Raw genomic sequence first — 12,599 nt, 5'->3', positions numbered from 1 at the left:
CGGCAGCGGCCGCTTTGATGAGCATCACATCGCGGCACTCAATAGTCCGACAGTTGAGCGCAACGTCATGATCGCGCGTGCCGATCCTACTTCTGACTGATTGAAAATGCTGCTCTTCGCTTCCACAGGCCTAGGAGCTTCGCGTCGAGCGCTTCGACACTTGGGGAGTAATCAGCTCTGTTGGCCGAGGAAAAAGCGCACCATCTCGCTGGACGCATCCGGACCTTTCGGATCGGTGTAGGAACCGGCTGACTGCCCCCCGGACCAGGCATGACCAGCGCCGTCGACCATCCAGTATTCAACCATCGTCGAGCCCGCTGGGTCCGCGATGACCGTTCGAGTATAGGTTCGCCCCCCAGCAGTACAATCTGCTTTCTCGCTGACAGTGAGGTCAGCGCGGTTCGGTGAGGCAGCAGCCACGATCCTTTTGGCATTGGAGGGATGGACCGTACGGTCTGCGGTCCCGTGAAAGACGATCGTGCGAACCTTGCCTGAAGCACTGGCTGCCGTGCGCAAGGGCTTTTGGGGCGGAAGACCGGCTTCTCCCCGCATGGCGGCAAAGGCTGATATGACGTCATTGGCCGCGCCGCAGGGCAGCCCGGAATGAATTCCGACTGCAGCGTAGATATCCGGGTAGGTCTCGCCCATGACAGCAGCCATGGCACCGCCGGCCGACAGACCTGCGACATAAACCTGGCCACGCTCGAGGCGGAACTCCGACATGATCTCCCGCGTGATGCCGGCGATGATCGATGGCTCGCCACGGTCGCGCGCCTGATCGCCGGGTCGGAACCAGTTCCAGCAGGACGAGGCGTTGTCCGCGCCCGTCTGTCCCGGGTAGGCGACCAGCAGCCCGTTTGCCTCGGCGATTGCATTCATGCCGGTACCCGCCGCGAAGTCGTCCGGGTTCTGCTTGCACCCATGGAGCATGACGATCAGGCCCAGCGGGGGTCTGGGCGCCGAGGAGGGTATGTAAAGGCGAAAGCTTCGCGTTCCCGCCGCGCAGGTGAAGGATCGCGCCTCGAACCGAGCTCCCTCCGGCACCGCGGAAAGAGCAGCCGGTCCGGCTAAACCTGTCAGCCCCATACCGGCAAGAGACGCCGGCGCGTCGGTCGAGAAGCGACCCTGGCGCAGGATGCCGATGGTTTCCCCCAACGGCTTGCGCAACCGGTCCGATGTGGGCGGTATTTCTCGCCGGCCCGACGCCTTCAGTGACGTTTCGGACGGCTCGACAAGTTCGGCATCTGGATCAAGGAGAAAGGTCTTCGACTGAGATCGCGCCGGTGGGGGCACGATGTCGGCGGTACCAGCATCCCGCTCTTCCGAGATCGCATGCCCTAACAGGGCGCCCTGGATCACACGCGTGGCCTCGGCTAGGTTCGAGGCGCGTGTGGAGAGCGTCGCACGGCGCATGGCTGCGACAAATTTTTCGTTCATGTTCATTTCCTTTTGTCGGGCAGACTGCCCTATCGGATGCGTCCGGCAAGCGCCGATTTCAGCTCCGCGCTGGCTTGCAGTGCTCCCAGGACGGTGATGGAGTCGATGGTGGCCAGTGCGAGTTCGGGAGAAACGTCCGGCGCTATGCGAGCAAGCCCGACGACTTTGATCTGGAGCCTTTGGCCGGCGGCCTTCACCGCCTCCAGGTCAGCCCTGCTGTAGTCGCGAAGCCCCAGTTCCAGTGTATGCCTGACGATCGACTGCGAGACGGCATCGGCTTGCACTGCAAGCTGGTTTCGGATCGCGGTGCGTATGAAATCGGTCCGGTTGGAGTAAAACCCTTCCTGAACGAGAAGGTCGACGCGTCCGAGGTCGACATAGCCGAGATTGATGGTGATCTTCTCCGTCTCGCCGCCTCGGTCCCGGAGCCTGCCTGCATGATCCGACATCTTATTCTCCATCCATATGGATGGTATTTGGATATTATCTGGATGGTTTCAAGCGCCGCAATCGCATTTTCCATTATTGGCGGCGACCCGGCAGGCAGGCCATCATCCCGGCGATCCGCGTTTCTTGTAAGAAGCTTAGGTGGTCAGCTCGACAACCTCCCCCATATGCCATGCGGCTGCGCAGCAATGAGGCAAGACTCAGCGGCGGCTTGGCCTGAGTGCGCCGAGAGCTGCGTTCTCACTGTGCAGCTTGCGCCAACGCGAGAAGCGTTCGGAATCGATACGCCCGTCTCCGACTGCGGTGAGCACGGCACAGGATGGTTCGTGGGTGTGCGTACAATTGCGGAATTTGCACTGGGACTCGAGTTCGGCGATCTCGGCAAAAACCACGTCGAGACCGTCGGCCATCTCGCCCAGATGCAATGAGCGTATGCCGGGAGAATCCAGAACCCAGCCGCCGCCGGCGACCCGATGCAGGGAGCGGGCGGTCGTCGTGTGCCGCCCCGTGGAATCACTGGCGCGAATGGCGCCGGTGAGCTGTGCGGTGCCGGCGCCATTGGCCGCCAGCGTGTTGACGAGAGTAGACTTGCCCACGCCCGAGGAACCGGTAAGTGCCACGGTCTTGCTCAAGCCAAACCAGGGCCGCAGCTTGGTCAGCGCGTCGGTCTGGCGCGGATCGACCACAACCACTGGCAGGTCGCGCGCCAGCGCGGCAGCCTGCGCGATGAAGGAACCCAAATCCTTCGTTGCATCGGCCTTGGTCAGAATCAGAACCGGGGCGATCTGGCACTGTGCTGCCATGGCCAGGTAGCGTTCGAGCCGCGGAACGTTGAAATCACCATTGCAGGAAGTGACGATAAACAGCGCGTCGATATTGGCGCCGGAAAGCTGAGTGCTACGGTCACTCATCCGCCGTACGAGCAGCGAGGTGCGCGCGAGGCGCCGCCGTACAAGGAAATCGTCGGGCTCTGCAAGGACGAAGTCGCCAACCGCATAGTCGCCGCTTGTGCTGCTGGGCGACAGCATGAGTTCGACCGGACCATTGGCGGAGTCTCCGCTTATTCGTGTGCGGTGAATATGGGTGATACGTACGGGCACGAGGCCGGCCTCTTCCTCGCTGACTTGGTCACCAAAGAAGCTGGACCAGCCCAAGGCGATCAGTGTTGCCTCGCGGCTCGGTTCAATCACGATCATTTCCTTGTTCAACTCCGCATCAGTCACTGCGCATGAAGAGACGTCGTGAAGGTTCAATGCGCGCTAGCAAAGGCGCAATGAGCGTCCTTGCTCAACGGCAAGCCATGGTCCCGTGGCAACGCATTGCGCATAGCCGCCTACTTGCCTCGCTTCTCGACCTTCAGATTCGGCATGCTGGGCCGCGTCGATTTGATCCCGGCCTCTTTCAGGGTCGTATATCCCACCTTCTTTAGCAGCTTCGCCGTCTTTGCCTGCTCTTTGTCGCGAGCATTCTGGCCCTTGATCTTCGGCATCCATCCTCCACTGACGCGGCCTCGTCCGCTAACCCAGTATATAGTGCTCAAAGCCGCGCGGTGTGTGCGATCGACAAGTTGTCGACCCGGTGCGATCTGCCCGCGGCAAATCCTAACGCACCAGCATCGATGAACTTGGACCCGGCCTGCGCGTGGATGAGATTGTGGGCTCCGAGGTTCGCAGTTCAGATGACAAGATTGTGGGTGAAGTGCGCAACGTGGTGATCGGCACGAAGGATCGGTGGGACTACGCGGTTGTAGCTTCGGACGGGTTTTTCATCGCTGGGGAAAACAGCATCGTCGTACCTCTGCGCTACCTACAGATAAACCAGGCGCGAAACAGCTTCTTCCTCCGAATTTCCAGTGCGCAGGTCAAGGAGGTGCCGTTGATGCCTGACCAGACCTATCTATGGCTGGCAGATGAGCAATGGCGTGCGACCAACGACACCATCTTTCAGAGCCTGATGCCTGACATTGGTCAGTCCGATATCAATACGGACTTGCCCAACGCGGAAACGAAGTGAGCTGTGGCAGAAAATTGCGTTGCTCGTTCCAGCGCGAAACGCGCTCCGCAATTGCAGTGGAATTGCTCTATTTTTGTGCGGTGTGGAACGTGATGGCGTAACCATCAGGATCGCTGGCCACAAAAAACCTGCCGAACGGGCCATCATTTACTGGACTTAGAACCGTTCCGCCTCGCTGGATAATCTGGTCCTGATAGGAGTCCGCATCCTCGCAGGCAATCCACAGGACCATGCCAGTTCCAAGCGGGCCGGTCGCGGGCAATGGCTGCAGCGGTTGGCGAAGCGCCAACGCAATCGGGTTGGTTTTGAACACGATGGCCCCGGGCGGATTACGGTCCTGTGTCACGAAGCCAAATATATCCTTGTAGAACGCGACAGACGCCGCGAGATCGCGAACCTGCAAGGCGATAAAGGATGGCCCGATCGGCATTGTCATTCGATGTGCTCCAGATTATTATCAGGTTCTTTATATTAATATCAGGATCCTGATACGTCAATGCGCAAAATGACACCCTCCAGTGGAGAAGCCTGGATCGGCTACACGCTCAAAATCACACAGCATCGGCTGCGCCAGCGGCTGGAAGCGGAATTGGCGGGAAGCGGCGTTTCAGCGGCACAAAATGCAGTGTTGCTTGCCATCGGCGACAATCCGCAGATTTCGAACGCTTCCCTTGCGCGCACGGCATTTGTGACCCCACAGTCCATGCAGGGCATGCTTGTTACCCTTGAGCGGGACGGGTTCATTGTGCGCACGCCACATCCTCAGCACGGCCGGCTCATAATGACTGAGCTGACAGACAAGGGGAAAGCAGCCGCTGTGGCCGGCGCGATTGCGTCGGAGACGGTCGAGCGCCAGATGCTGGCCAAGCTCACCGACGAAGAGACAAAACTCCTGGGTGAACTTCTTCATCGCTGCGCCGAGGCGCTTGAGGGGACAGAAAAGTGACATTCTGGATGGGTGTCGCATCGGTCCAACACGCAATCGACGGACGCGATGGGGGCTTCGCCCAACTCGGGCATGGCAAGCACGTAGCTGTGCGATCGCTCAAGAAGGGCGACTGGATCGTCTATTGCTGCCCGCGCGAGGGCGTAAGCGAGGGCCCGGTGGTGCATGCATTCACGACGGTCTGACTCTGGGCGCCGCTCCCACACATGCAGGTCGAAAACCGGGGCAATGGCCGCTGCCATGGGCCTTCCTGATCACCGAGCCCGACAAACTGAGCCGATCCGCCTTTGGGGGCTGCAGGCGCTGTCATTAGCACCCGCACAGCACGTCCACATGCGTTGGGCGCCAATTTCCCGAAGGACCGAGGCCTTCAGTCTCGATAGTCGGGCTCTTGCGCGTCGAGTATCGCGCGGACCTCGCTCAGGTGATCAATCGCGAGCTGGCCGTATTCCTCCCATTGCAGGGCGGTATTTTCCGCGACGTGGTCGGGAGCAATCCGCAGGGGACGGCCGGTCGCATACGCGATCATGAGCGTCTCGCAAGACCTTTCGAAATAGTACATCTCGTCCATGGCGCGTGCGACGGTCGGCGCCGCAACCAGCACGCCGTGATTGCCCATCATCAATACGCTCTTGTCCCCTAGCCGCGCAGCGAGGCGATCGCCTTCCTCGTCTGACAGGCCCATGCCCTCAAACCCGTCATCCGTTGCAACTCTGTTGAAGAACCGCATGGTGTTCTGGTCGATCGGCGGTATCGAACTGTCAGCCAGCGCAGAGAGTGCCGTGGCATAGCGCGGATGCAGGTGAAGGATGCAACGCGCGTGAGGCAGTCGCCGGTGAATGCGGCTGTGGATGAACCAGGCCGTGGGGTCGGGCGCGTTGTGCCGCTGCAAGGTTTCGGGATCTTCTGCATCGATGAGCTGCAGGTCCGAGGCTCGGATACGCGAGAAGTGCCGGCCCCTGGGGTTCATCAGGAACTTCCGGCCGTCGGGAGACGCGGCAAGGCTGAAATGGTTTGCAACTGATTCATGCATGCCTAGCCTGGCGAAATAGCGAAAGATCGCGGCAAGATCCTCGCGCATGCCGCGCTCATCACTTGCGTGGGAATGGTTCGGCTTTCCTGACGTTGCGATTGTGGTCATGCCTGGCGCCTTCCTGTTGTTGCAAAGGGCTCTTCACTTCGCAGTGATCTGCCGCGAATGATGTCGGCTGCCTTCTCGGCAATCATGATTGTGGCCGCGTTTGTATTGGCGCTGACGATCTCCGGCATGATCGAGGCATCTATCACGCGCAGACCTTCGAGCCCGCGCACCCTGCATTCGGGATCTACGACAGCGTCCGGATCGTTCTCGCTGCCCATCTTGCAGGTGCCGACCGGATGATAGCAGGTCTCGAGTGTCTGGTTGATCCAGGCGTCGATTTCCGCGCTGCCTTGCATTTGCTTTCCAGGAAACAGCTCCGGTCCGGCAAAGCGCGATAAGGCCGGCTGAGCCAATACGTCACGCAGAATCGAAACGCTTCCGCGCAGGTCAGCCCGGTCGGCAGGATCAGCGAGGTAGTTGAACAGGATCGCGGGAGCCTGCCTGGCATCGGCAGTGCGAGCCCGAACGTGACCCCGGCTGCGCGGACGCATGAGATCGATGTGCACCTGGAATGCATGTTCCTGCCGGATATCCACCGTGCCGGGCACCACGGAGAGGGGCATGAAGGTGAACTGAAGGTCCGGGTGTCCCACATTGGGCCCCGACCGGACGAATCCACCCGCTTCGAACTGGTTGCTGGCAGCCGGGCCGGTGCCGCGCAATGCCCATTCTGCGCCCGCAATCCAGCTTTGCCGCCGTCGCGTTACGGGATAGATGCTTACCGGCTCCAGGCATTGATGCTGGATCACCAGATCAGGATGGTCGTTGAGGTTCTCGCCGACACCGGGCAGATCATGGCGCACGCGGATACCTGCCGCTTCAAGCACGCCGGCTGGGCCGATCCCGGAAAGTTGCAGCAGGTGCGGAGAGCCGATTGCTCCCGCCGATAAAACGACTTCGCGCTGCGCTCGAACCTCGGTGGACTTACCGCCTTTCAGATATCGGACGCCCTTGGCACGGCCTTTTTCGAGGATCACTTCCTGCGCCAGGGCGCTGGTCACGATGGTCAGGTTCTTCCGGCCGCGGGCCGGTTTCAGATAGGCGCGCGATGCGCTCGTACGGACGCCACCATGCGTGCTGCGTTCGATCGGGCCAAAGCCTTCCTGTTCGCCTGCGTTGAAATCGGAGAGGATCGGATATCCTGCGTCGCCGCCTGCCCGCACGAATGCATCAGCCAGGGAGCTGGGCTCGAGCCGAGGCCGCGTCACACGGATCGGACCATCCGTTCCACGTGCGAGATCGGCAGTCTGGTCGGCCGTCTCCGAGCGCTGGAAGTAGGGGAGGACATCGGCATAGCTCCACCCCGTGGCGCCGCGCTCTTCCCATCCGTCATAGTCGCGCGGATGACCGCGCAGCCAGACCATACCGTTGATCGAAGACGATCCGCCAAGCACCTTGCCGCGTGGATGACCCAGTTGCCGCCCGCCGAGATGTGGCTCTGGGTCCGAGATGAAGGACCAGCTGTATCGCTTGCCCCAGACGACCCGCGACATGCCGGCCGGCATTCGCAGCCACATTGATCGGTCCTCAGGTCCCGCTTCGAGAAGCAGGACAGTCGTGTCGGGGTCTTCGGACAACCGGGCAGCCAACACGCATCCCGCCGATCCACCTCCAACGATCACGTAATCCCACGTTTCGCCGATCATTCTTTGATCGCCTGGTAGCAGAGCTTGTGGAAGTTATGCACCAGATGCTCGCTCTGGTTCGGTAGTTTCTCGTCGATCAGGTAACGACCTGAACCAAATCCGATGGAATGCAAACCCTTCTGGTTGCTGACATTCAGTTCAATGTCTTCGGGGCCGAGCTGGGTGTTCATCCATTCGATCGCGGCCTTGGTCACCTTTGGCACAGACCGCCCCTTGGGCGCGTAATAACCGAAACGCAGAAGCGACTTTTCTGGCCCGAGCGGGATCATGATGAAGGTCCCGATCATGTCGGTATAAGGGAACGAATAGAGAGTCGTGTTCGGCCAGAGCCCGATGTTGAAAAAGGAATCGGTCTGCCAGGTCGCCCCTTCGAGCGGCAATCCATAAGCTCGGGTGACATCCTTGTTGGGCGGCCCGATATAGGTCCACCAGTCGCCATGCGAGGTCAGCGTGTAGTTCTTGAAATCGATCAATGCGGCTAGGTCCTTGTGGACGGGACCGCTGAGATCGAAGTGATAGCCTTCGATGGAGTTCTCCTGAATTACCTTCCAGTTCGCATCGACGATGACATCGGTCTCCTCGACCAATTCGATATCGTCCATATCGGGGAGGTAGCGGCGCATCACCTCTTCCGCCCCGTCGGCCATCTCGCTTATCGGCTGTGCATCATCGTCGAGCGTCACGAAGACCCAGCCGGCGAAGATCTCCAGCCGCACCTTGCGCAGGCTGTGATCCTCGGGGCTGAAATTGTCGAGATGCTCGGTGCGCGGCGCGGCGCGCAGGCCCCCATCTAGGTTGTAGCACCATGAATGATACGGACAGCGCAGGACACCGGTTACCTTGCCCCGCCGCTCGTTCATCAGCCGGTTGCCGCGGTGCCGGCAGACATTGTGCCAAGCGTGGATGTTGCCATCCCTGGCGGCGGTGACGACGACACTCTGCTCGAAGATGTCCTGCACGACGTAGTTGCCAACCGCACTGAACTCATTGACGTGGCCCACGAGGTGCCAGCAGCGCATGAAGATGCGCTGTTTTTCTTCTCCGAATATCTGCGGGTCGAAAAAATAGGGGGCCGGCAGGGTCTGCCCATTGACCGGATCGCTATAGTCCCATGTCATATCGGCTGGATTTTGGAGCGGAGCGAATGCGCCCATCTTGGCTTCCTCTTCGTACATGCTCGTTCATGTGATGCCTTGATCGTACGTCTGCCGCAGGCAGTCGTTTGATGCTTTGCGCCAGGCGGCCGCGGTCGCGTGGAAACTGTGTGCGATTTTTTATATATTTAAATCAAAGGCTTATAGACGATTGATTTCGTAGCCTTCAATTGTTTTGACACTTTTGACTTTGCACGCCAAGTTTGAGCCGCATCCATCAAGTGATTGGAAGGCCATGACCGATCCTAAGAAGACGACGCTGCATCGCTATGGGCTATTGCTGGTGCCAGGCTTCTCCAGCCTGTCGGTCGCCCTCGTTACCGAGCCGCTGTTCATTGCAAACTGGCTGGCCGGGCGGTCGATTTTCGAGTGGACCACCTTATCCGCAGACGGGCTCGCCGTGCGCTCGAGCAGCGGCGGGTTGATCGCCGTCGACGAACCGCTGTCGGGCGAACCTCAACTGCCCTTCGATACCGTTTTCGTCATCGCCAGCTTCGAGGCCCCCGATTCGACCCGGGATCCAAGGCTGATGAACTGGCTGCGTAGGGCCGATCGCAATGGCGTGCGCGTCGGCGCAATTGAGACGGGCAGCGAGTTCTTGATAGAAGCCGACATTATCCGCGGCGGCAGCATTCCGGTTCATTGGTACAATGCGAAAGGCAGCGAGGAACTCCACCCGGATCTGCAGATCACGGAAACGTTGTTCGCGGCGGCAGGAAAGCACCCGCTTTCGGCCGGAGGAAGCGCCACAGCGGACATGATGCTTGATCTGATTGCGCAGCATGCCGGCGACGCCCTGGCCTCCGAGGTAGGCAAACACCTGCTGGTGGACAGTCGCCGACCCGGCTCCCGGCCGCAACCATCTAAGGGCACGAAAGTGGCGCAGTTTTCGGAAAGCCGAGATGCTCGCGACCCTGTGGCCCGCGCCCACGCATTGATGGAGGAGCGCATTGAGGAGCCGATTTCCTGCGCGGAGCTGGCGGCGATGGTGGGCGTATCATCCCGGCATCTCCAGCGGCTCTTCCGTGCCCGATTGGGTCGCGGAATAGAGGCCACCTACCGCGAGCTGCGCCTGGCCAAGGCGCATCAGATGGTTCAGTTGACCGCCATCTCGATCACGGAGATTGCCATCGCCTGCGGGTTTTCCTCTTTGGAAGTCTTCTCGCGTACCTATCGCAGCCGGTTTGGGGTCGCACCAAGCCGCGATCGGGGGCAGTCTCTTGATGCCTCGGTGTATCACAGCATGGCGACGCCGCCCGACGCGGGGTAGCGATACCATGGGCGCTTGGTGGCAGGCGCGCGCGTATCAGCGGCCGGAAGGCGTGTGCACCTCTCTTGATCCAATCCGCCAACATTGTCTGATTCTATCAAAGATTCCGTGAGCGGCTAAGCCACCCAGCTGAAAAACAAGAATGCAATTGATTCTAGGTCGTTTTTTCGTGCCGTGCTTTCCTATGAAGCAGTGCGATGGTGGCGCTTCTGATCAAGTCGGAGGTTCTTGGGTCAGTATCTTGCTTTCGCGCTGTATGACCTCTTGCAATCCAGGGGACGAGCGGTGGCTGCAGAAATGTTCCTGCGTCAGCCACTGCATGACGCTATGGCGCCACGAATATGGAACGCTCGAAAACCGCCACAGGAGACATCATGTTCAACCTCAAGCAACTCAGCTCGGCGCTCGCTATGGGCACGGTCACCATGGCCTTGGCCGGTGCGGCAACAGCGGCGGAGCTCGGCGATACCGACGAAACCATCAAGCTGGCAATCAGCGAATGGACCGGTCAGCACATCACGACGCATATTGCCGGCGAGGTGCTGCGCACGATGGGTTACGACGTCGAATACATCACCGCAGGAAACTACCCGCAGTTCACGGCGCTGGGCGATGGCGACCTTCACGCGACATTGGAAGTCTGGAGCAACAACACCGGCGATATCTATCCAAAGATGAAGCAGGAGGGCAGCATTGTTGATATCGGTCCACTGGGCCTGACCACGCGTGAGGGGTGGCTTTATCCGATTCACATGGAGGAAGAGTGCCCCGGCCTGCCAGATTGGACCGCACTGGTCGAGTGCCAGCAAACACTGGTCACCGCAGACACGTTCCCCAAGGGCCGTATCCTGGCCTATCCCGCTGATTGGGGTACCCGCTCTGCCGATATCATCGATAGCATGGGACTGGACTACACGGCAGTGCCTGCCGGATCCGAGGGCGCGCTTGTCGCCGAACTGAGGTCGGCGGACACGCGCAAGTCTCCGCTCGTCATGATGTTTTGGGGTCCTCACTGGGTCTTCGCCGAGGTGGAGGTGGGTTGGGTTTCACTGCCCGAGTACGAGCCGGCCTGTGAGAGCGATCCTTCTTGGGGCCCCAATCCAGACGCGACCGGGGACTGTGGCGTGGAAGCACCCGAAACGATGAAGGTCGCCTGGTCCGGTTTCGAGGACAAATGGCCCGCTGCCTGGGAATTCCTGTCGGCCTATCAGATGGATACAGCCGAACAAGAAGCCATGATGAAGGCGATCGACCAGGATGGAGAGCCTGTCGAGGACGTGGTTGCTGCCTGGGTGGAAAACAACGCCTCGACCTGGAAGCCATGGGTTGATGCCGCGACCCAGTAGGTGGAGCCCGACGCGGCCCCGGGGCAGGGGCCGCGTCACTTGTCGGAGCACAATATGACGAGTCATGCGGAACCGAAACTGTCGGTCCGGAACCTGTGGAAGATCTACGGCAGCAATCCAAAACGGCTGTTGTCTGACGAGCTTCAGAGCCTCCCGCACGCCGATCGACTGGACCATGCGCGAAAGAGGCGCCATTTTATCGCAGCCGCAGATGTGAGTTTCGATATCCATCAAGGTGAGATCTTCGTGATCATGGGATTGTCAGGATCGGGCAAGTCAACGGTCCTGCGCGCCATATCGCGGTTGGACGAGCCGACCGCAGGGCATGTCATGCTGGACGGCACCGACCTGCTCGCCGCTTCGGCGAAGGAACTGACCGAGATACGTCGCCGCAAGATCGGGATGGTCTTTCAAGGTTTTGGCCTGCTGCCCCATCTCAATGTCGTCGAGAACGTGGCTTTTCCCTTGAAGGCCCAGGGCCAGTCACGCGACAGACGTCTCACGCGTGCCCTCGAAATGATTGAACTGGTCGGATTGAGCGGCAAGGAACGCTCCTATCCTCACGAGCTCTCGGGAGGGCAGCAGCAAAGAGTCGGAATCGCCCGCTCGCTGGCCGTGGAACCGGAGCTCTGGTTCTTGGACGAACCCTTTTCGGCGCTCGACCCGCTGATCCGGGCGCAAATGCAAAATGAGTTCCTGCGTCTCCAGAAGCAGTTGCACAAGACGATTGTCTTCGTCACTCACGATTTCCTCGAGGCGCTGAAACTGGCCGACAATATCTGCATCATGAAAGATGGCCAGATTGTCCAGATCGGGTCGCCCGCCAATATCGTGTTGCGGCCCGCCAATGACTATGTGCGTGAGTTCATCGGGGACGTACCCCTGGCCAATGTCCTGCGCGCCCGCGACGTGATGAGCCCGCCCTGGAGGGATGGCGAAACCCACCCGACTGTGGCCCGAAACGCCATTTTGCAGGAGGCGATCAAGCTGTTCGACAACAGCACCGAAACGGTCGACGTGGTCGATGATCACGGCGCGATCATGGGGTCGCTGCACCCTCTGGAAGTCATCCGCTCGCTTTACCACGACGATCCCGAGCCTACCCATTGAGCGCTTTTACACGGCACTTCGTCGCTTCCTGCATCCGGACATGGCCTTGGCTGGCCGTCTGCTTGCTGAGCGCCATACTGGTTAGTCAA

13 protein-coding genes and 1 pseudogene are annotated in these 12,599 nt (G+C 60.1%); 6 read left to right on the top strand and 8 right to left on the bottom strand.

From position 1 onward, the window contains the following. Window positions 1-171: 171 nt before the first annotated feature. The 4 genes from AAFN84_RS10385 to AAFN84_RS10370 all read right to left on the bottom strand — a co-directional run bounded on the left by AAFN84_RS10385 (window position 172) and on the right by AAFN84_RS10370 (window position 3,373). Window positions 172-1,437: a PHB depolymerase family esterase gene (locus tag AAFN84_RS10385; protein WP_347514475.1), complete on the bottom strand. Its 1,266-nt coding sequence runs from the start codon at window positions 1,435-1,437 to the stop codon at window positions 172-174. A gap of 29 nt (window positions 1,438-1,466) precedes the next feature. Next, window positions 1,467-1,886: a CopG family transcriptional regulator gene (locus AAFN84_RS10380; protein ID WP_347514474.1), complete on the bottom strand. Its 420-nt coding sequence runs from the start codon at window positions 1,884-1,886 to the stop codon at window positions 1,467-1,469. Window positions 1,887-2,084: 198 nt separating this feature from the next. Then, window positions 2,085-3,092, bottom strand: a complete 1,008-nt coding sequence (gene rsgA / locus AAFN84_RS10375; RefSeq protein ID WP_347514473.1) for a ribosome small subunit-dependent GTPase A — start codon at window positions 3,090-3,092, stop codon at window positions 2,085-2,087. A gap of 125 nt (window positions 3,093-3,217) precedes the next feature. Then, entirely contained in the window at window positions 3,218-3,373 is a 156-nt protein-coding gene (locus AAFN84_RS10370) for a hypothetical protein (RefSeq protein WP_347514472.1), read from the bottom strand. A gap of 122 nt (window positions 3,374-3,495) precedes the next feature. Here AAFN84_RS10370 and AAFN84_RS10365 point away from each other — a divergent pair. Continuing rightward, window positions 3,496-3,897 (top strand): annotated as a pseudogene (locus AAFN84_RS10365) (PRC-barrel domain-containing protein); the annotation flags it as partial. A gap of 67 nt (window positions 3,898-3,964) precedes the next feature. On the opposite strand, the gene AAFN84_RS10360 reads toward AAFN84_RS10365, so the two are convergent. Continuing rightward, complete coding sequence (locus AAFN84_RS10360; RefSeq protein ID WP_347514471.1) at window positions 3,965-4,333, bottom strand: VOC family protein; 369 nt, start codon at window positions 4,331-4,333, stop codon at window positions 3,965-3,967. Window positions 4,334-4,393: 60 nt separating this feature from the next. Here AAFN84_RS10360 and AAFN84_RS10355 point away from each other — a divergent pair, with 60 nt between their 5' ends. Together AAFN84_RS10355 and AAFN84_RS10350 are read left to right on the top strand one after the other, a co-directional pair. Next, window positions 4,394-4,843, top strand: coding sequence for a MarR family transcriptional regulator (locus AAFN84_RS10355; RefSeq protein WP_347514470.1), 450 nt, complete (start codon window positions 4,394-4,396; stop codon window positions 4,841-4,843). Continuing rightward, window positions 4,840-5,028, top strand: coding sequence for a hypothetical protein (locus AAFN84_RS10350; protein ID WP_347514469.1), 189 nt, complete (start codon window positions 4,840-4,842; stop codon window positions 5,026-5,028). Before AAFN84_RS10355 ends, AAFN84_RS10350 begins: the two co-directional genes overlap by 4 nt. Window positions 5,029-5,213: 185 nt before the next feature. Here AAFN84_RS10350 and AAFN84_RS10345 read toward each other — a convergent pair whose 3' ends face one another. From AAFN84_RS10345 to AAFN84_RS10335, 3 genes are read right to left on the bottom strand one after another with little or no spacing between them, the layout of a single operon-like run. Then, window positions 5,214-5,984 carry a class II aldolase and adducin N-terminal domain-containing protein gene (locus tag AAFN84_RS10345; protein ID WP_347514468.1) on the bottom strand — a complete coding sequence of 257 codons (771 nt, stop codon included), beginning with the start codon at window positions 5,982-5,984 and terminating at the stop codon, window positions 5,214-5,216. After that, window positions 5,981-7,630 carry a choline dehydrogenase gene (locus AAFN84_RS10340; protein WP_347514467.1) on the bottom strand — a complete coding sequence of 550 codons (1,650 nt, stop codon included), beginning with the start codon at window positions 7,628-7,630 and terminating at the stop codon, window positions 5,981-5,983. The genes AAFN84_RS10345 and AAFN84_RS10340 overlap by 4 nt, the downstream gene beginning before the upstream one ends. Next, on the bottom strand, window positions 7,627-8,784 hold the full coding sequence (locus AAFN84_RS10335) for an aromatic ring-hydroxylating dioxygenase subunit alpha (protein WP_347514466.1): 1,158 nt from the start codon (window positions 8,782-8,784) through the stop codon (window positions 7,627-7,629). Before AAFN84_RS10335 ends, AAFN84_RS10340 begins: the two co-directional genes overlap by 4 nt. A 235-nt stretch (window positions 8,785-9,019) precedes the next feature. Between AAFN84_RS10335 and AAFN84_RS10330 the strand changes: the two genes are divergently transcribed. From AAFN84_RS10330 to AAFN84_RS10320, 3 genes are all read left to right on the top strand, one after another. After that, entirely contained in the window at window positions 9,020-10,054 is a 1,035-nt protein-coding gene (locus tag AAFN84_RS10330; RefSeq protein WP_347514465.1) for a GlxA family transcriptional regulator, read from the top strand. Window positions 10,055-10,428: 374 nt separating this feature from the next. Beyond that, window positions 10,429-11,400 (top strand): ABC transporter substrate-binding protein, encoded by a 972-nt coding sequence (locus tag AAFN84_RS10325; protein ID WP_347514464.1) that lies wholly within the window; start codon window positions 10,429-10,431, stop codon window positions 11,398-11,400. 54 nt (window positions 11,401-11,454) lie between these two features. Beyond that, window positions 11,455-12,510 carry a betaine/proline/choline family ABC transporter ATP-binding protein gene (locus tag AAFN84_RS10320; RefSeq protein ID WP_347514463.1) on the top strand — a complete coding sequence of 352 codons (1,056 nt, stop codon included), beginning with the start codon at window positions 11,455-11,457 and terminating at the stop codon, window positions 12,508-12,510. Window positions 12,511-12,599 lie beyond the last annotated feature (89 nt).

This window comes from Mesorhizobium sp. CAU 1741, from assembly GCF_039839275.1.
GTDB lineage: Bacteria > Pseudomonadota > Alphaproteobacteria > Rhizobiales > Rhizobiaceae > Aerobium.
The sequence above is the reverse complement of the archived record's forward strand: the minus strand, read 5'-3'. Positions and strand labels throughout refer to the sequence as shown.